Origin of the sequence: Plantactinospora sp. KBS50 (assembly GCF_002285795.1) — a bacterium.
Classification (GTDB): domain Bacteria; phylum Actinomycetota; class Actinomycetes; order Mycobacteriales; family Micromonosporaceae; genus KBS50.
Genome location: NZ_CP022961.1, coordinates 6193725 through 6212189 on the forward strand (window position 1 = coordinate 6193725; position 18465 = coordinate 6212189).

The 18465-nt window shown below is 73.5% G+C and carries 17 protein-coding genes and 1 pseudogene; 8 read left to right on the top strand and 10 right to left on the bottom strand.

Features of this window, described 5'->3' with window-relative positions; translation table 11 throughout:
- The first annotated feature begins 6 nt into the window (after positions 1-6).
- Positions 7-1205 (top strand): annotated as a pseudogene (locus CIK06_RS26820) (homogentisate 1,2-dioxygenase).
- 71 nt (positions 1206-1276) lie between these two features.
- Here the strand turns inward: CIK06_RS26820 and ispF are convergent.
- From ispF to CIK06_RS26835, 3 genes are read right to left on the bottom strand one after another with little or no spacing between them, the layout of a single operon-like run.
- A complete protein-coding gene (gene ispF / locus CIK06_RS26825; protein WP_095567132.1) occupies positions 1277-1756 on the bottom strand; it encodes a 2-C-methyl-D-erythritol 2,4-cyclodiphosphate synthase in 480 nt (159 codons plus the stop codon).
- 31 nt (positions 1757-1787) lie between these two features.
- Positions 1788-2486 (bottom strand): 2-C-methyl-D-erythritol 4-phosphate cytidylyltransferase, encoded by a 699-nt coding sequence (gene ispD, locus CIK06_RS26830; protein WP_095567133.1) that lies wholly within the window; start codon positions 2484-2486, stop codon positions 1788-1790.
- 39 nt (positions 2487-2525) lie between these two features.
- Entirely contained in the window at positions 2526-3011 is a 486-nt protein-coding gene (locus CIK06_RS26835) for a CarD family transcriptional regulator (protein ID WP_007073334.1), read from the bottom strand.
- A 454-nt stretch (positions 3012-3465) separates the two neighbouring features.
- Between CIK06_RS26835 and CIK06_RS26840 the strand changes: the two genes are divergently transcribed.
- Positions 3466-3987: a hypothetical protein gene (locus CIK06_RS26840; RefSeq protein WP_095567134.1), complete on the top strand. Its 522-nt coding sequence runs from the start codon at positions 3466-3468 to the stop codon at positions 3985-3987.
- Complete coding sequence (locus CIK06_RS26845; protein WP_095567135.1) at positions 3987-4361, top strand: hypothetical protein; 375 nt, start codon at positions 3987-3989, stop codon at positions 4359-4361. The genes CIK06_RS26840 and CIK06_RS26845 overlap by 1 nt, the downstream gene beginning before the upstream one ends.
- A gap of 4 nt (positions 4362-4365) precedes the next feature.
- Here the strand turns inward: CIK06_RS26845 and CIK06_RS26850 are convergent, their stop codons facing one another.
- Genes CIK06_RS26850 through CIK06_RS26860 form a run of 3 tightly spaced genes read right to left on the bottom strand, consistent with a single transcriptional unit; the run spans position 4366 to position 7438 of the window.
- A complete protein-coding gene (locus CIK06_RS26850; RefSeq protein WP_095568166.1) occupies positions 4366-5445 on the bottom strand; it encodes a type III polyketide synthase in 1080 nt (359 codons plus the stop codon).
- A gap of 16 nt (positions 5446-5461) precedes the next feature.
- Positions 5462-6628 (bottom strand): acyl-CoA dehydrogenase family protein, encoded by a 1167-nt coding sequence (locus CIK06_RS26855; protein WP_095567136.1) that lies wholly within the window; start codon positions 6626-6628, stop codon positions 5462-5464.
- A 45-nt stretch (positions 6629-6673) separates the two neighbouring features.
- On the bottom strand, positions 6674-7438 hold the full coding sequence (locus CIK06_RS26860) for a methyltransferase domain-containing protein (protein ID WP_095567137.1): 765 nt from the start codon (positions 7436-7438) through the stop codon (positions 6674-6676).
- Positions 7439-7448: 10 nt separating this feature from the next.
- Between CIK06_RS26860 and CIK06_RS26865 the strand changes: the two genes are divergently transcribed.
- The 4 genes from CIK06_RS26865 to disA all read left to right on the top strand — a co-directional run bounded on the left by CIK06_RS26865 (position 7449) and on the right by disA (position 12325).
- A complete protein-coding gene (locus CIK06_RS26865) occupies positions 7449-8357 on the top strand; it encodes a UbiA family prenyltransferase (protein WP_232533889.1) in 909 nt (302 codons plus the stop codon).
- A 241-nt stretch (positions 8358-8598) separates the two neighbouring features.
- Positions 8599-9360 carry a hypothetical protein gene (locus CIK06_RS26870; protein ID WP_095567139.1) on the top strand — a complete coding sequence of 254 codons (762 nt, stop codon included), beginning with the start codon at positions 8599-8601 and terminating at the stop codon, positions 9358-9360.
- A gap of 113 nt (positions 9361-9473) precedes the next feature.
- Positions 9474-10922 carry a DNA repair protein RadA gene (radA, locus tag CIK06_RS26875; RefSeq protein WP_095567140.1) on the top strand — a complete coding sequence of 483 codons (1449 nt, stop codon included), beginning with the start codon at positions 9474-9476 and terminating at the stop codon, positions 10920-10922.
- Between the two features lie 218 nt (positions 10923-11140).
- A complete protein-coding gene (gene disA / locus CIK06_RS26880; RefSeq protein WP_095568167.1) occupies positions 11141-12325 on the top strand; it encodes a DNA integrity scanning diadenylate cyclase DisA in 1185 nt (394 codons plus the stop codon).
- Between the two features lie 184 nt (positions 12326-12509).
- Here disA and CIK06_RS26885 read toward each other — a convergent pair whose 3' ends face one another.
- From CIK06_RS26885 to CIK06_RS26895, 3 genes are all read right to left on the bottom strand, one after another.
- The gene (locus CIK06_RS26885) at positions 12510-13226 is read right to left on the bottom strand and encodes a hypothetical protein (RefSeq protein ID WP_095568168.1); all 717 of its coding nucleotides are present in this window, start codon (positions 13224-13226) and stop codon (positions 12510-12512) included.
- A 153-nt stretch (positions 13227-13379) separates the two neighbouring features.
- The gene (locus CIK06_RS26890) at positions 13380-13940 is read right to left on the bottom strand and encodes a peptide deformylase (protein WP_095567141.1); all 561 of its coding nucleotides are present in this window, start codon (positions 13938-13940) and stop codon (positions 13380-13382) included.
- Complete coding sequence (locus CIK06_RS26895; RefSeq protein WP_095567142.1) at positions 13937-14449, bottom strand: glycine cleavage system protein R; 513 nt, start codon at positions 14447-14449, stop codon at positions 13937-13939. Before CIK06_RS26895 ends, CIK06_RS26890 begins: the two co-directional genes overlap by 4 nt.
- A 123-nt stretch (positions 14450-14572) precedes the next feature.
- Between CIK06_RS26895 and CIK06_RS26900 the strand changes: the two genes are divergently transcribed.
- Positions 14573-15463, top strand: a complete 891-nt coding sequence (locus tag CIK06_RS26900; protein ID WP_095567143.1) for an A/G-specific adenine glycosylase — start codon at positions 14573-14575, stop codon at positions 15461-15463.
- Between the two features lie 187 nt (positions 15464-15650).
- On the opposite strand, the gene CIK06_RS26905 is transcribed toward CIK06_RS26900, so the two are convergent.
- Positions 15651-18182, bottom strand: a complete 2532-nt coding sequence (locus tag CIK06_RS26905; RefSeq protein WP_095568169.1) for an ATP-dependent Clp protease ATP-binding subunit — start codon at positions 18180-18182, stop codon at positions 15651-15653.
- Between the last annotated feature and the right edge of the window lie 283 nt (positions 18183-18465).

Here is an 18465-nt window from a genome sequence, read left to right on the forward strand (position 1 = left end):
GCTGAGATGCCGTACTACCGCAGCGTCGGCGAGGTGCCGCGCAAGCGCCACACCCAGTTCCGCCAGCCCGACGGCAGCCTGTACGCCGAGGAGCTGATGGGCCAGGAGGGCTTCTCCAGCGACTCGTCACTGCTGTACCACCGGTACCCACCCACCGCCATCGTGGCGGCCGAGGAGTTCGTACCGCCGGCCGTGACCCGGGCGCCCAACCTGCCGCTCAAGCCGCGGCACCTGCGGACGCACAAGCTCGACGCGGCCGGGGCCGACGCCGTACTCGGCCGTCAGTACCTGCTGGCCAACGACGACGTCCGGATCGGGTACGCGGTCGCCGACCGGCCCTCGCCGCTGTACCGCAGCGCCGTCGGCGACGAGTGCCTGTACGTCGAGTCCGGGCAGCTACGGGTCGAGTCCACCTTCGGCGCCCTCGACGTGTCCGACGGCGACTACGTGATCATCCCCACCTCGGTGGTGCACCGGCTCGTCCCGACCGGCGACACACCGGTGCGGCTGCTGACGATCGAGGCGACCGGGCACGTCGGGCCGCCCAAGCGCTACCTGTCGGTCCGCGGGCAGTTCCTGGAGCACTCGCCGTACTGCGAACGCGACGTCCGCGGACCCGCGCAGCCGCTGCTGGTCGACGACGAGGAGGTCGAGGTGCTGGTCAAGCACCGCTCCCGGGCGGTGGCGGCGGCACGGCCTGGACCCGCCACGTCTACCTCAACCACCCGTTCGACGTGGTGGGCTGGGACGGGCACCTCTACCCGTGGGCCTTCTCGATCCACGACTTCGAGCCGATCACCGGCCGGGTGCACCAGCCCCCGCCGGTACACCAGACGTTCCAGGGCCCGAACTTCGTGATCTGTTCGTTCGTGCCCCGCAAGGTGGACTACCACCCGCAGGCCATCCCGGTGCCGTACAACCACCACAACGTGGACTCGGACGAGATGATGTTCTACACCGGCGGCAACTACGAGGCCCGGCGCGGCTCGGGGATCGAACAGGGCTCGATCTCGCTGCACCCGGCCGGCTTCACCCACGGCCCGCAGCCCGGCGCCGTGGAGCGGGCCATCGGGGTCGACTACTTCGACGAGCTGGCGGTCATGGTCGACACGTTCCGGCCGCTGGACCTCTGCGAGTCGGGGCTGGCCTGCGAGGACCCCGGGTACGCCTGGACCTGGTCGGGTCGGGGCGGCGGCCAGGGCTGACCCGGCCGCGAAGGCTGAACCGGCCGACAGGCTGAACCGGCCGACAGGCTGAACCGGCGGCCGGTGACGGTTCACCCTGGCGGGAGGTAGACGGTCGCCACCGCTATCGCCGCCAGACCCTCGGCCCGCCCGGTCAGCCCGAGCCCGTCGGTGGTGGTGCCGGCGACCGTCACGGCGGCACCCACCGCCGCACCGAGCGCCCGCTGCGCCTCGTCACGCCGGCGACCGATCTTGGGGCGTACGCCGATCACCTGGATCGAGACGTTGCCGATCTCCAACCCCGCGGCCCGGACCCGGCGGGCCGTCTCGGCCAGCAGCGCGACGCCCGCCGCGCCGGCCCACTCCGGCTCGGCGACCCCGTAGTTCGAACCCAGGTCGCCCAGGCCGGCGGCGGACAGCAGCGCGTCACAGGCGGCGTGCGCGGCAACGTCGCCGTCGGAGTGCCCGGCCAGGCCGTCCAGATCCGGCCAGAGCAGACCGGCCACCCAGCACGGCCGGCCGGGCTCGAAGGCGTGGACGTCGGTGCCCACCCCCACCAGCGGAACGATCATGAGACGAGGTTACGCCAGTCCGGCCCGCGGATCAGGCGCCGGCCCGGGTCAGCAGATGCTCGGCCAGCAGGAGGTCGAACGGGCGGGTGATCTTCAGGGCGTACTCGGAGCCGGGAACACAGCTCACCGACGTACCCAGCTTCTCCACCAGGCCGGCATCGTCGGTCAGCGCGTCGGCGGCGGCCGCGTGCGCGGCGACCAGCACCTCCCGGCGGAAACCCTGCGGGGTCTGCACGGCGCGCAGCGCGGATCGGTCGACCGTGCCGAGAACGAGATCTCCGGCGGAAACCTCCTTGATCGTGTCGACGACCGGGAGCACCGGGATCACGGCCGCGCGGCCGGCCCGGACCGCCGCGGCCACCGATTCGACCAGTCCGCTCGGCGTGAGCGCCCGCGCGGCGTCGTGCACGAGGATGATCTCCGGACCCGCCGGCACCGCGGCCAGGGCGGCGGCCACCGACTGCTGCCGGGTGGCACCGCCCGGTACGACCGCCACCGGTGCCACCGGCGCCAGCAGGTCGCGGACCGCGCTCACCTCCGCGGCCGGCGCGGCCACCACGATCGACCGTACCGAGGGCGCCGCCGCGATCCGGCGGACGGCGTGCACCAGCAGGGGCTCACCGGCCAGCGGACGCAGCGCCTTGGGCGCACCCGGGCCGAGCCGGACGCCCGCACCCCCGGCAGGAACAAGGACCGCGACGTCACCGCGCGGGTTCAGCTGCGCGGTCACGTCGCGGTCCTCGGATTTGGGTGGTGGCCGAAGAGGGTCTCAGGCCTCGGTGAGAACCTTGTCGAGGAGAGTCTCCGCCTCGTCCTTGGTGCTCTTCTCGGCGAGTGCGACCTCGCCGACCAAAATGTCACGGGCCTTCGCGAGCATCCGCTTCTCGCCCGCCGACAGACCCCGCTCACGCTCACGACGCCAGAGATCGCGTACGACCTCCGCCACCTTGAGCGGGTTACCCGAGGCCAGCTTCTCCAGATTCGCCTTGTAGCGCCGCGACCAGTTCGTGGGTTCCTCGGTGTGCGGAGCGCGGAGGACATCGAAGACCTTGCCCAGGCCCTCCTCGCCAACCACCTCGCGCACACCCACGATCTCGGCGTTCTCGGCAGGCACCCGGACCGTAAGGTCACCCTGAGCGACCCTCAGGACGAGGTACTGCTTGGGTTCGCCCTTGATGACCCGAGTCTCGATTGCCTCGATGAGTGCGGCCCCGTGGTGGGGGTAAACAACGGTCTCGCCGACACTGAAAACCATAGGTTCGAAACCCCTTTCGCTGTGTCTAGGGTAACACGCTCAGGCACCCATGTCTCACCGCAGTCCTGACCGTTAACGCAGCTCAGAGGCCCTGTGAGAGGTCTTTCTTCGGCTTGACAGCCGACTGCAACAATGATTTCGACACGCTGAGTCACGAACGGATCACCCGCCGACAGGGGCGGGCGGTGCAACCAGCCGGCGTGCGCCGTCCGTTACCGATGGTATCCCGACCGCGCACCTCGGCAGGCCCGGACCGGCGGGTAGGAAAGCGGACGTCCCCCGCCACCGCCTCCCGGCGACCCCGCACCGGCCGGCTCCGGGCGCCACCGCGCCGTCACTCAGGCACACCGACGGTGAACCGGACCGGCGGTGGAACCGGACTGGCGGTGAGCCGGCAGGTGCGGGACGCTGGAGACCGAGCAGCACCCGTCTTCGCCCATTCGCAGGAGGCGTGATGAATTCGTCGGGCAATGGTGACGGTGGGCCGGACGGTGGGCTGCCCGAGCTGCCGCCCGACTGGGGTTCGATGATCATTCCCGACGACCCGGCCGAGCTCGCCACGGAGTCCGCGGCCGTACGCCGGGAGCTGCGCCGGCTGGCCCGCTCCGCCCGGTGGCGGCGCCGCCTCGGCCGCCCCCCGCTGCCCGGCCGGCCGGGCCGGCCCCGGCTGCAGACCGGTGGACGCCGCGGGGCCGGCGGGCTCGGCGCCGGACACCGGTCAGCCGCCGGACACCGGTCGGCGGTCGGACACTGGGCACCCGGCGGGCGACGGCTGCCGCTGGTCCTCCTGATCATCGCCGTTCTCGCGACGCTGACCAGCCTCTTCGCGGTGATCAGGACAATCCGAACCGTCAGGGCGGCACCCGGACCGCCACCCCCGCGGTCGGCACCGCCGCCGGCGGTGCCGGCGCCGAGACCGCCGGCACCGGGCAGGCCGGCGGGGACCCGGCCAGCACGCTGCCCGCGCTCGACCTGATGGGTGAGCACGGCGAACTGGTCTCGCTGCGCAGCCTGCTGCCCGCGCTGATCCTCATCGTGGACGGCTGCGAGTGCGCCGGCCAGATCGACGCCGCCGCGCTCGCCGCGCCGGCCGAGGTGACGGTCGTGGCGCTGGCCAGCGGCCGGGTGGCGCCGGGGCCGGTGGCCGGCCGCGCCGTCACCGCCCGCCCGGTACGCCGGCTGGTCGACCCGGCCGGTGAGCTGCGCTCCTCGCTGCGCCTCGGCGCGCCCGACGGCTCCGCCACGGCGGTCCTGGTCGGGCGTTCGGCCCGGATCGTGCGCACCGTCCCCGGGTCGAGCGACCCCGCCGGCGAGTACGGTCAGGTCCTGCCCGAACTCGTCAACGACTGACCGCTCACTCCGGCGCCGCCCGGCGGTCCAGCAACGCCGCGTACAGGGTCAGGCCCGGACCGAACGCCAGCAGCAACACCCGCCGCGGTGGCCGCCGGGAACTGCGCAGCCGGTCCAGGATCAGCAGCGCGGTCGGCGAGGAGCAGTTGCCGTGCTCCGCCAGCGTCGCCCGGGAGGCCGCCAACGCCTCCGCCGGCAGACCCAGTTCCCGCTCCACCACCGTGAGGATGCGGGGACCGCCGGGATGCACCGCCCAGCCGTCGATGTCGGACCGGGCCAGGCCGTGCCGCCGCAGCAGGTCGTCCACCAGCGCCGCCACATGCACCGCGAGCACCTGCGGCACCCGCGGGGACAGGCCCATCCGGAAGCCCTGGTCGGTCACCTCCCAGGTCATGTGGTCCGCCGTCGAGGTGTCGGTGGCCGACACCACGTCCCGCACCGCGTACCCGGGGCGGTCCCGCACCGGATCGCCGCCGGGCCGCAGCACCACCGCGACGGCCGCGTCCGAGAAGAGCGCGTGCGAGACGATCTGCTGGGTGTCCATCCGGGCCGAGGCGGGCTGGATGTGCAGGCTGGTCAGTTCCGCGCAGAGCAGCAGCGCCGGGCGCCCGCGGGCCACCACGAAGTCGCTGGCGACACCGAGCCCCGGCAGCGCCGCGTAGCAGCCCATGTGGCCCACGAAGAGGCGCTGGGTGTCCGGTGCCATGCCCATGTCCCGGGCCAGCAGGATGTCCAGCCCCGGCGTGGCGTACCCGGTGCACGAGCAGACCGCGAAGAGCCCGACGTCCTGCGCGGACAGGCCGGCCGCGGTCAGCGCCCGGCCCACCGCCTCCTTGCCCAGCGGCAGCGCCTCGGTGAGATACCGGCGCATCCGGCGCTCGGTCGGCCAGTCCGACACGTCCTCCAGCAGCGGGTTGACCGCCGCCTGCCGGGTGGTCACACCGGAGTTCTCGAAGATCCGTTGGGCCAGCGCCCGGGTGGTCCCCGCGAAGTGCTGGGCGAAGAACCCGGTCCACAGCTCCTGCTGGGAGGTCTGGGGCGGGGTCGCCACCCCGAGACCGGCGATCACCGGCGATTCGGTCATGACCTCCCCCTCTCCCTCACCACCGGGGCGCCGAGCCGTCGCGGTCCGGATCGCCACCGAGGGCCGCGATCCCGAGCCAGTCGGCGCAGACGTCCGAGGTGGCCGGGTGCAGCGAACCGCACCGGGCGTCCCGGTACAGCCGCTCCAGCGGATGTCCCCGCCGGGTCGACGAGGTGCCCGCCGCCTCCACCATGGACGCCGCCACCTCGGCCGCCGTCGTACCGGCCAGCAGTTTGGCCCGCCACACCCAGCGGTTGGTCTCCTCGTCGCCGGGTGCCCCGTCCACCCGCCGGGCCGCCTCGGCCACCGCCAGCCCGGCGGCGGCCACCGCGGCGTCCGCCCGACCCACCCGGGCCCGGACCGCCGGCAGGCCGGTCAGGCCGCGCGCCGCCAGGTGCTGCACGGCCGCGTCCACCGCCGCCCGGGCCACCCCCACGTACACCGCCGCGTAGCTGGCCACCAGCCAGTGCGGCATGAGCTGCGCCACCACCAGGGCCAACCCCTCGACCCCGCCGAGCAACCGGTCCGCCGGCACCACGGTGTCCAGGTGCAGGTCGTGCGACGCGGTCGCCCGCATGCCCAGCGAATCCCAACTGGGCTCGACGGTCACCCCTTCGCCGGCCGGCACCAGGAACTGCGACACCACCGACGGGTCGGTGGCGCTGCGGGCCGCCACCAGGTACGCGTCCGCGTGGCCGGCGCCCGAGCAGAACGTCTTCGCCCCCTTGACGCGGTAGCCGCCGTCCACCGGTTCGTAGACCGTGGACAGTTGGGACAGCCGCGCACCGGCGCCCCGTTCGCTCATCGCCACGCCGTACCAGGACCCGGCCGCCGCGTCGGCGAGCAGCCGGTCGCGGGCGGCGAGCGCCTCGTCCGGGATGCCCAGCGCCTCGGCCAGTTCCTCGTTGACCGCGCTCAACGCGCCGGTCACCGAGGCGTGCATGTTGAACACCAGCGCCGTCGCGCCATTGCCCCGGGCCAGCTCGGTGGCCACCGCGGCGTACCCGGCGAAGCTGGCGCCCAGCCCGCCCAGCTCGGCCGGCACCATCAGGCCCAGCAGGCCGGCCGCGGCAAGGTCCCCGAAGTCGGCCACCGGAAAGGACCCGTCCCGGTCGTGCTCGGCCGCCCGTGCCGCGAAGCGCGGCGCCAACCTGCGCGCGGCGTCCACTGCATCCACCGCCATACCGCCCCCTCTGCCTCGTCAAGCCATACCCCTCAACGGCGGGCGCTACCCACCCTTGACCCCCCAACCCTGGTAGAGCACGGCCGTGGACCACGTCGGCACGATGCGCGGCGCCGGCACCGCCGTCCGATGTGGCACCGCGCGCCGGGCCAGCCAACGCGCCAGCCCCCACGCCTGCGGCCGGACGCCGCGGATCCGCACCGGCACGCCGGCCCGGGCGCACTCCCGCGCCAACTCCCGGGCGTCCACGAACAGCCGCGGGTCGTGGATGCCGCGCGGTACGCCGGGCAGCCGCTCGGCGACCCGTACGGCCAGCAGCCGACCCAGCGCCGTGTCGTTGAGCGTGTCCAGCACCAGCGTGCCGCCCGGCCGCAGCACCCGGCACGCCTCGGCGACCACCCGGCGCCAGTCCGGAACGTGCTCCAGCAGCTCCCCCACGGCCACCACGTCGGCGCAGCCGGCGCGCAGCGGGATCCGTGCCGCGTCCGCCACCACGGTGGACACGCCGTGCGCCGCGGCCTGGGCCAGCGCCGACCGGGTCAGGTCGATCCCCACGTGCCGGTAGCCCCGCCCGGACAGGTGCGGGGCGAGCAGCCCGGCACCACAGCCGAGGTCCACCAGCACGGCACCGTCCCGGGCCGCCGGCGGCACCAGGGCGGCCCGCGCGGCCGCGAGCCAGTGCAGCATCGCGAAGGCGCCCTGCGGGTCCCACCACTCGCCCGCCAGATCGTCGTACTGGCCGAGGTCGTTGCGGGGTCGGGTGCGAGCCGGCGACGACCGGGTGACGACACCGGCTTCCTCGTCTCGCATGATGTCGAGCGTGGCACGAGTCGGAGGTAACAGCCAGACTCTCCGTGTGCCGCGTCGGGTGTCAGCCCTGGTCCACGCCGGCCGCCGCCGGGTCTCCGGGCTGATCCGGGCCTGCCACCCGGAGCCGGCCGCGGCGGTGACGGCTGTCGCCGTACTGCTCGCGGCCGCCGCCGGTCACGGCCCGGCGCGGATGGTCGGGGTGGGTGCGGTGGTGCTGGCCAGCCAGCTCGCCGTCGGCTGGAGCAACGACTGGCTGGACGCCGACCGGGATGCCGTGGTCGGCCGGCGGGACAAGCCGGTGCCGGCCGGGCTGATCGGACGCCGGACCGTGGGGGTGGCCGCGCTGCTGGCCGCGCTGGGCACGCCCCTGCTGGCCGTGCCGCTCGGCCCGGTGGTCGTCGTGGGCATGAGCGCCGCGCTGGTCTCGGCACTGCTCTACAACTGGCCGCTCAAGTCCACTGCGCTGTCGGTGCTGCCGTACGGGTTCTCCTTCGCCGCCCTGCCGGCCTGCGTGGTGCTGGCCCTGCCGGGCGTGCCGGCCCCACCGGTCTGGCTGCCGGTGGCGGGTGGGCTGCTCGGCGCCGGAGCGCACTTCGCGAACGCCCTGCCCGACCTCGACGACGACGCCCGGACCGGGATTCGCGGCCTGCCGCACCGGCTCGGCCCGGCCCGGTGCACGCTGGCGGCCGGCGGGTTGCTGCTGGCCGCGACGGCCGTACTGGCCTTCGGCCCGGCCGGGCCGCCGTCCTGGGCCGGCTGGGCCGCGGTGGCCGCGGCCTCGGTCATCCTGCCGCTCGGCTGGTACCTGGGCCGGCCGAGGGCCGGCCGGACCGGGCGGCCGGTCGCCGCGTTCCGCGCCGTCATGGTCGTCGCGCTGCTCGACGTGGTGCTGCTGGTGCTGGGCGGCCGGCTGGTGTGAGCGGCACGGCCGCGGGGAACCATCCGACGCCGACGCCGACGCCGGCACGGCACGGCACGGCACGGCTCGGCGCGGCTCGGCGCGGCAGCGCGCGATGGGTTCGGCGCGGTCGCTCGACCGCGTACGGATCAACGGGTCGGCGTACGGCGGCCGATCACGGGCAACTACCCTGGACCCCGGCCTGAAGCGGGGATGGCCCCGCGTCCGTCCAGGGACGCGGATCGCGACGAGGAGGACCGACGTGACGCGCTCGATCAGCCGAGCCCGGCGGGCGGCGCTGCTGCTGGCCGGTGGGGCCACGGTCGCCACCACCCTGCTGCTGGCGGGGTGCGGTGCCGGCCAGATCGCCGAGACGGCGAAGATCGAACCCGCCATCTCCGGGGTCAACGTGCAGAGCGACGACGGCTCGTTCAAGGTCCGTGACCTCGGCGTCGACTACCTGGACACCGCCGGCTACCGCGCCGGCGGGGACGCCACGGTGCACGCGGTGCTCTACAACGACGGCCAGACGGCGATCAGCGTACGGATCAGCTCCAGTTCGGCCGCCTCGGTCGTACTGGCCACCGGTCCGGCGCCCAGCGCCGTACCGGGCGCGGACCAGGTGACGCAGGTGCCGGGCGGCGCGTCGGCGAGCCCCGGAGCGAGCACGTCCGCCGGCGCACCGTCCACCCCGTTCCCGGGCGGGCTGCCCGGCACGGGCACGCCGAGCCCGTCGACCTCGACCGAGCCGGGGGCCGGCCCGGACGCCACGGCCAGCGTCCCGGCGGTGCCGGCCGGACCGGCCGTCATCCAGATCCCGGCCCACGGGTTCGTGGTCCTCGGCCGGAACGCCGGCAGCTACCTGCGGCTGGTCGGACTGACCAGCGCGCTGGCCCCGGGTCAGGCGGTGCAGCTGACCTTCGAGGTGAACGGGCAGCAGATCACCACGCCCGCGCCGGTCGCCGTGCCGCTGACCCCGGCGCCCACGGCGCCGCCGGTGTCCACCGGCGAGGAACACGGCTGACGCTCCCCCGCCCGGCGGGATCGGGCGCGCGGGGCAGTCCTCGGACAGCGGGCCGGGCGTGGCGTGAGCCGGGCCCGGCCCGTCCTGTCGCACCGGCCGGTTACCGTTCCGGGGTGAATTCCCGCTCGGTATCCCGTACCGGATCGTCGCCGCGCGGCCGCGGCACGGCCCGCGACCCCCGTCCGGCCTACGAGTGCGACGCCTGCGGCCACCAGCCGCCCAAATGGGTGGGCCGATGCCCCGAGTGCGGCGAGTGGGGTTCGGTGGTCGAGTCCACCCTGACCGGGCCGACGGTCTCCGGGCGGGTGGTCAGCTCCCGGGCCCCGGCCGAGCCCGCCCGGCCGATCGCCACGATCAGCGCCGCGCCGGCCCGCGCCCGGCCGACCGGGGTGCCCGAGCTGGACCGGGTGCTCGGCGGCGGTCTGGTGCCCGGCGCCGTGGTGCTGCTGGCCGGTGAGCCGGGGGTCGGCAAGTCGACCCTGCTGCTCGACGTCGCCCAGCAGTGGGCGGCCGGCGCCGGCAGCCCTTCGCTGGTGGTCAGCGGCGAGGAGTCGGTCAGCCAGGTCCGGCTCCGGGCCGAACGGATGGGCGCCCTGCACGACCAGCTCTATCTCGCCGCCGAAAATGACCTGTCGGCCGTGCTGGGGCACCTCGACGCGGTGAAGCCGGGGCTGCTGGTGCTGGACTCCGTGCAGACGATCTCGGTGTCCGGCACCGACGGGGTGTCCGGCGGGGTGACCCAGGTGCGGGCCGTCACGGCGGCGCTGGTCGCGGTCGCCAAGGAACGCGGCATCGCGACCGTGCTGGTGGGGCACGTGACCAAGGACGGTCAGGTGGCCGGGCCACGGGTGCTGGAGCACCTGGTCGACGTGGTGCTGCACTTCGAGGGCGACAAGCACTCCTCGCTGCGCATGGTGCGCGGCGTCAAGAACCGGTTCGGCGCGGCCGACGAGGTCGGCTGCTTCGAGATGCACGAGGGGGGCATCACCAGCCTCGCCGACCCCTCCGGCCTGTTCCTCACCCGCTACTCCGAGGCGGTGCCGGGCACCTGCGTCACGGTGGCCATGGAGGGCCGCCGGGCCCTCCTCACCGAGGTTCAGGCGCTGATCGGAGCCACGGTGGCCGGCTCGCCCCGGCGGACCGTGTCGGGGCTGGACGGGGCGCGGCTGGCGATGGTCCTCGCGGTCCTGCAACGCCGCACCGACCGGCTCACGCTGCACGACAGGGAGGTCTTCGCGGCCACCGTCGGCGGCATCCGGGTGGTCGAACCGGCCGCCGACCTCGCGGTGGCGCTCGCGGTCGCCTCCGGCGGCATCAACCTGGCCATCGCGCCGCACCTGGTCGCGATCGGGGAGGTGGGGCTCACCGGCGAGGTGCGGCGGGTGGGTGCCGTTCCGCGCCGGCTGGCCGAGGCGGCCCGGCTGGGCTTCCGGTACGCCCTGGTGCCACCCGGCTGCGGCCCCGAGGCGACCGGCATCAAGCCGGACGGGATGCGGATCACCGAGGTGGGCGACGTCCGTACGGCGCTGAACATGGCCGCCCGACTCTCCGTCGACGACTGAGCGCGCCCGGTGATCAGGTTGGCCGACAGGCGCTCCCACATCCCCTGCGACCTGCGATTTCACGGCCGGGAGCAGGATCCGGGCCGGCGGCGCCGGGCCGGGTCGGGGCCGCCGCCGGCCGGGCGATCCGGTCGCCGTCACGGCCCGCGCGGGGGCGTCGTGGCACATCACAGTAACCGCGAGAGCACCCACCGCAGACCAGTCCGTAGACTGTGCGGGTGCCGATCGACCGCGATGCCAACCGAATCACCGGCGCCATCCCCCAGGTCCGGGCCGGTGTCCCGGGCGCTGCGGCGCGTCCCGTCTCCGCCGGCATGACGATGAGCGGCCCGAGCGCCAGCGGCGACCCGCTGCGCGCCAACCTGGCCCTGATGGCCCCCGGCACCGCGCTGCGGGACGGCCTGGAGCGGATCCTGCGCGGCCGCACCGGGGCGTTGATCGTGCTCGGGTACGACAAGGTCGTCGAGTCGCTCTGCACCGGCGGCTTTCCGCTGGACGTGGAGTTCTCCGCGACCCGGGTCCGCGAGTTGTGCAAGATGGACGGCGCCGTGGTGCTGTCCAGCGACGGGACCCGCATCGTGCGGGCCGCGGTGCACCTGATGCCCGACCCGTCGATCCCGACCGAGGAGTCGGGCACCCGGCACCGGACCGCGGAGCGGGTGGCCCGGCAGACCGGCTACCCGGTCATCTCGGTCAGCCAGTCCATGCGGATCATCAGCCTCTACGTCAACGGGCAGCGGCACGTGCTCGACGACTCGGCGGCGATCCTGTCCCGGGCGAATCAGGCGCTGGCCACCCTCGAACGCTACAAGCTGCGCCTCGACGAGGTCTCCGGCACGCTCTCGGCGCTGGAGATCGAGGACCTGGTCACCGTGCGCGACGCCGTGGCCGTCGTGCAGCGGCTGGAGATGGTGCGCCGGATCGCCGACGAGATCGCCGGATACGTCGTGGAGCTGGGCACCGACGGCCGGCTGCTGGCCCTGCAACTGGACGAGCTGATGGCCGGGGTGGACGCCGACCGGACCCTGGTGATCCGGGACTACCTGCCGGTCGGCCGCAAGGCCCGGACCCTGGACGAGGCCCTGGTCGAGCTGGACCTGCTGACCGCGACCGAACTGATCGACCTGGTCTCGGTGGCTCGGGCGATCGGCTACGGTGGCGCGTCGGACGCGCTGGAGGCGGCCGTGAGTCCCCGTGGCTTCCGGCTGCTCGCGAAGGTGCCCCGGCTACCGGCGTCCATCATCGACCGGCTGGTCAACCACTTCGGTACGCTCCAGCGGCTGCTGGGCGCGACCGTCGAGGACCTGCAGGCGGTGGACGGCGTGGGGGACGCGAGAGCCCGCGGCGTGCGCGAGGGGCTGTCCCGGCTCGCCGAGTCCTCCATCCTCGAACGCTACGTGTAGCCCACCCCGCCCGGGGTCCCGCCACCCGGCGCAGGGCCGGCCCGGCGGATCCCACGCGGCGCCGGCCCGGCGGACCCTGATCCCCAGACCGGCGGGCCCTGATCCCCAGACCGGCGGGCCCTGATCCCCAGACCGGCGGGCCCTGATCCCCAGCCCGGCGGGCCCTGATCCGGGGTGCGCCGGCTCAGCCCGTGATGGTCAGCTTCACCGGCTCGCTCAGCTTGCTGCCGAGCCGCCCGAACACCTGGTACTCGCCCGCGTCGACGAACGGCCCGGTGGCCTGCCCGTCGGCGCATCGGCTCGCCTCGCGCCCGTTCCAGTCCACCTGGTAGGCACGCTCGAAGCTGGGCGTGAACGGCTCCACGTCCGATCCCCGGGCGGTGCCGCAGGTGTCCGACGACCAGACCCGCCGGGCGCCGGACTTGATGTAGATCTCCTGGAGGTCCGCCCCGACGTCGCGCGGGCAGCTACGGGACGACACGTTCTTGATCTTGATCTGGAGGTTCACCACGGTCCCCTGCTGGGCCGTCCGCGGCGTCGGCACCGGAACCACCGAGATCTCCTCGTCGGTACAACCGCCGTCCGGGGGTGCGGCCACGGCCGTGGCGTTCGCCTGGCCGGTGGCGGCCGGATCGGGGGTGGCCGGATCCTCGTCGGAGGCGTCCTGGCCGCTGCCCGTGGACGAGGCCCGCGGTGTCGGTGCCGGCGAGCCGGTCTCGGTGCCGCCGGTGTCGGGTTCCGCCGCCGTGGTGGTGGACGAGGACTCCGGCTTGCCGGCCGGGCTGCCCGGCTGGGAGCAGGAGTAGACCAGCACGACAAGGAAAAGCAGGACCGCTCCGAGCACGACGGCGCGACGCCGCCAATATACGGCGGGGGGCAGGGGGCCAACCGTCAGACGCATGATGCCCACACCGTAGTCGGCGTGGTCGAGTTGATCCTGCCGACGCGCCGGGTCCGGACGGAGCGCCGGACGCGTACCGCGGTCCGGACCCGGATCGGGACCGGACCCGGCGCTGGCGGCACCCCCGCGGGCGGCCGGAGGGTGGCGAATGCCTCACTGGTAGACCTTGCGGGGGAAGATCGCGTGCGCCCCGGCCACCCGGTCGAGGAAGAGCTTGCCCACGCAGTGATCGATCTCATGCTGGAGAGCCCGGGCCTCGAACCCGTCGGTCGTCAGCCGCACGTGTTCGCCGGTGCCGGGCAGCCGACCGGTCACCACCAGCCTGGTGGCCCGCTTCACGTCGCCGGTGAGATCCGGCACCGACATGCAGCCCTCCCGGCCGGGCCGCCACCGGGTCGCCTCGACGATCACGGCGTTGCAGAGCACGAACTCACCGTGCACGCTCACCGACTTGGGGTGCCCGGTGACGTCGACGGCGAACACGTGCGCCGGCACCCCGATCTGGGGCGCGGCGAGACCGACGCAGCCCGGCGACACCCGCATGGTCGCCACCAGGTCCGCCGCCAGCCGGACCGCCTCGTCGGAACACGGGTCGACCTGCGCCGCAGCGCCGCTCAGCACCGGGGACGGTGCGACCACCACCGGGCGGACCCGCCCGGGCGGACCGAGTTCGGCCACGGTCCAGCCGGCGAGATCGGTGGCCCCGCCGGTCACAGGACGTCCGGGTCGACCCGGCGGAGGGTGACCTCCACGTCGAGCTGCCGTCCCACCTCGGCGAGCCGGCGTTGGAGATCCTCGGCGATCCCGGCCGGCAGGTCGACCTCGGCGACCAGCACGTAGAGCTGGCCGGCGAGCCGGGTGGTCAGGTCGGTGACGTTGGCGCCGGCCGAGGCCAGGACCCTGGTCACCGCGGCCACGATGCCGAGCCGGTCTGCGCCGTACACCGCGACCTGATGCGGTTCCCCGCGCGGCGGTTCCTCGTGGTCGGCGACCACCGACAGCACGGAGGCGAGCAGTCGGCCGTCGTCGGCCAGCGGCGCCAGGGCGGTCTCCACCTCGGCGGCCCCCGGCCCGGAGCAGACCAGGGTCATCGCGAAGTGGCCACGCAGCCGGGTCATCGTGGAGTCGGTGAGGTTGGCGCCCAGGCCGGCCAGCGCGTCCGCGACGTCGGCCACGATGCCTGGCCGGTCATGCCCGATCACCGTGATGGCAAGCTCGTTCACCGGAGCAGTCTGCCGCATCGCCGGGCACCGCCGGGCCGGTACGGCCCGCCGCCCACGGTATGGGACCGTCCACGGTACGGGACCGGAGGCGGCACCGGCCGGCATGGCAGGATCAACCGCGCGATGTCCGAGACGAAGCTGGCCGCTCTGGCTATTTCCTGGTACGACGACAATGCCCGTGACCTGCCGTGGCGGGTACCCGGGGTGGGTGCCTGGCCGGTGCTGGTCAGCGAGGTGATGCTGCAACAGACCCCGGTGGTCCGGGTGCTGCCGGTGTGGCAGCAGTGGGTGGACCGCTGGCCCACCCCGGCCGCGCTCGCCGCGGAGATCCCGGGCGAGGCGATCCGGATGTGGGGACGGCTGGGCTATCCGCGCCGGGCGCTGCGACTCCACGAGTGCGCCACCGCGCTGGTGGAGCGGCACGACGGTCGGGTGCCGGAGGATCTGGACGAGCTGCTGGCGCTGCCGGGGATCGGCAGCTACACGGCCAGGGCGGTGGCGGCCTTCGCCTTCGGCCAGCGGCATCCGGTGGTCGACACGAACGTCCGGCGGCTGGTGGCGCGGGCCGTTGCCGGTGAACCGGACGCGGGGCCGGCGACCCGGCCCGCGGACCTGGTGGCCACCGCCGAACTGCTGCCGCCGGAGCCGACGGTGGCCGCCCGGGCCAGCGCGGCCTTCATGGAACTGGGTGCGCTCGTCTGCACCGCTCGGGCGCCTCGCTGCGGCGCCTGCCCGTTGGCCGCCGCCTGCACCTGGTACGGCACCGGGCGACCGGCGCTGCCGGGCACGCCGAGCCGGCGTCCCCAGCGGTACGCGGGCACCGACCGGCAGGTCCGCGGCCTGCTGCTCGCGGTGTTGCGGGACAGCCGGGGTCCGGTGCCCACGCAGCGGCTGGACCTGGTGTGGGCGGACGAGGTGCAACGGTCCCGGGCGCTGGCGGGGCTGGTCCAGGACGGGCTGGTGGAGTTGGCGGGTGACTCCTGCGTGCTGGCCGGTGAGCGGCGGGAGCCCTGACCCGGCCCGCCGGCCGGGAGCGGTGACCACCGGACCCGGACAGGCACGAACGGCGCCGGCCCGGCCGGCCACCAGTGGCGCATCACGCCGCCCGCACCACCCGGCCCGAATCACACCGCCCGCAAACGACGCCGGCCCGGCCCACCGCGTTCGGTGGGCCGGGCCGGTCAGCCAACTGCCGCTGCCGCTACTCGCCGGCACCGGCGGCGGTGCCGCCGAGGTCGGCCGGAACCGCGTCCGGCACGTCGACCGGCTTGTCCGCGCCGCGGAAGACGAGCTTGGACTTGTCGGTGTCCTCCGGGTCGCCCTCGCAGTCCACCAGGACGATCTGACCCGGGGTCAGCTCGTTGAACAGGATCCGCTCGGACAGGTTGTCCTCGATGTCGCGCTGGATCGTCCGGCGCAGCGGCCGGGCGCCCAGCACCGGGTCGAAGCCCTTCCTGGCCAGGTACTTCTTGGCCGTGTCGGTCAACTCCAGACCCATGTCCTTGTTCCGCAGCTGGGTCTCGATCCGGGCGATCATGATGTCCACGATCGACAGGATCTCCGGCTGGGTGAGCTGGTGGAAGACGATCGTGTCGTCGATCCGGTTCAGGAACTCCGGCCGGAAGTGCTGCTTCAGCTCGTCGTTGACCTTCTGCTTCATCCGCTCGTAGTTGGACTCGGTGTCCTCCGAGGCCTGGAAGCCCAGCGAGACCGCCTTGGCCACGTCGCGCGTGCCGAGGTTGGTGGTCAGGATGATGACCGTGTTCTTGAAGTCCACGATCCGGCCCTGACCGTCGGTCAGCCGCCCGTCCTCCAGGATCTGGAGCAGCGTGTTGAACACGTCCGGGTGGGCCTTCTCGATCTCGTCGAACAGCACCACCGAGAACGGCCGACGCCGCACCTTCTCGGTCAGCTGGCCACCCTCGTCGTAGCCCACGTAGCCGGGAGGGGCACCCACCAGACGGGACACCGTGTACCGGTCGTGGAACTCGGACATGTCCAGCTGGATCAGCGCGTCCTCGGAGCCGAACAGGAACTCGGCGAGGGCCTTGGACAGCTCGGTCTTACCGACACCCGACGGGCCGGCGAAGATGAACGAGCCGGACGGCCGCTTCGGGTCCTTCAGGCCGGCCCGGGTCCGCCGGATCGCCTTGGAGACCGCCTTGACCGCGTCCAGCTGGCCGACGACCCGCTTGTGCAGCTCGTCCTCCATCCGCAGCAGCCGGGAGGTCTCCTCCTCGGTCAGCTTGTAGACCGGGATGCCCGTCCAGTTGCCCAGCACCTCGGCGATCTGCTCGTCGTCGACCTCGCTGACGACGTCCAGGTCACCGGCCTTCCACTCCTTCTCCCGCTGCGCCTTCTGACCCAGCAGCTGCTTCTCCTTGTCCCGCAGCTGCGCGGCCCGCTCGAAGTCCTGCGCGTCGATCGCGGACTCCTTGTCCTTACGCACCTGAGCGATCCGCTCGTCGAAGTCCCGCAGGTCCGGCGGCGCGGTCATCCGGCGGATCCGCATCCGCGCGCCCGCCTCGTCGATCAGGTCGATCGCCTTGTCCGGCAGGAACCGGTCGGAGATGTACCGGTCGGCCAGCGTCGCCGCGGCCACCAGGGCCCCATCGGTGATCGAGACCCGGTGGTGCGCCTCGTACCGATCCCGCAGACCCTTCAGGATCTCGATGGTGTGCGCCAACGACGGCTCACCCACCTGGATCGGCTGGAACCGGCGCTCCAGCGCGGCGTCCTTCTCCAGGTGCTTGCGGTACTCATCCAGCGTGGTGGCGCCGATGGTCTGCAGCTCACCCCGGGCCAGCATCGGCTTCAGGATGCTCGCCGCGTCGATCGCACCCTCGGCCGCACCGGCACCCACCAGGGTGTGGATCTCGTCGATGAACAGGATGATGTCGCCCCGGGTGCGGATCTCCTTGAGGACCTTCTTCAGCCGCTCCTCGAAGTCACCGCGGTACCGGGAACCGGCCACCAGCGCGCCCAGGTCAAGCGTGTAGAGCTGCTTGTCCTTCAGCGTCTCCGGCACCTCACCCTTGATGATCTTCTGGGAGAGACCCTCGACCACCGCCGTCTTACCCACGCCGGGCTCGCCGATCAGGACCGGGTTGTTCTTCGTCCGGCGGGACAGCACCTGCATGACCCGCTCGATTTCCTTCTCCCGCCCGATCACCGGGTCGAGCTTGCCCTCCCGGGCAGCCTGCGTCAGGTTGCGGCCGAACTGGTCCAGCACCAGGCTGGTCGACGGCGCCGCCTCACCGGTCGCCGCACCGGCCGCGGCCGGCTCCTTGCCCTGCTGGTAGCCCGACAGCAACTGGATCACCTGCTGCCGAACCCGGTTCAGGTCCGCACCCAACTTCACCAGCACCTGAGCCGCGACACCCTCACCCTCCCGGATCAGGCCCAGCAGGATGTGCTCGGTACCGATGTAGTTGTGGCCCAGCTGCAGCGCCTCACGCAGCGACAGCTCCAGAACCTTCTTGGCCCGCGGCGTGAACGGGATGTGCCCGCTCGGCGCCTGCTGACCCTGGCCGATGATCTCCTCGACCTGCTGACGGACACCCTCCAGAGAAATCCCCAGACTCTCCAGGGCCTTCGCCGCCACACCCTCACCCTCATGGATCAGGCCCAGCAGGATGTGCTCCGTCCCGATGTAGTTGTGGTTGAGCATCCGGGCCTCTTCCTGGGCCAGGACGACAACCCGTCGCGCTCGGTCGGTGAACCGCTCGAACATGCCCTCGTGCTCCTCACGTGCCGTGCGCACTCGATGTTGTTGGACAAGCATCGTGGCGGCGCCGGTGCCCGGACCTCCAAGGCGGACGTCCGTGCTCTTACTCTATCGCCGCGACCCGACTCGACTGAGGTCGTGCGCTGCCCGATCCCGTCCAGTTCGCGGTTTTTGTGGGTATTCCGCGCCACCTCGGGGTGTCGGCCACCCTCCCGGATACGCGGAAAGCGAAATTCACGGCCAAGCCCGGAACCCGGCCACGGGCCACCCGGAGCTTGTCCACAGGCTG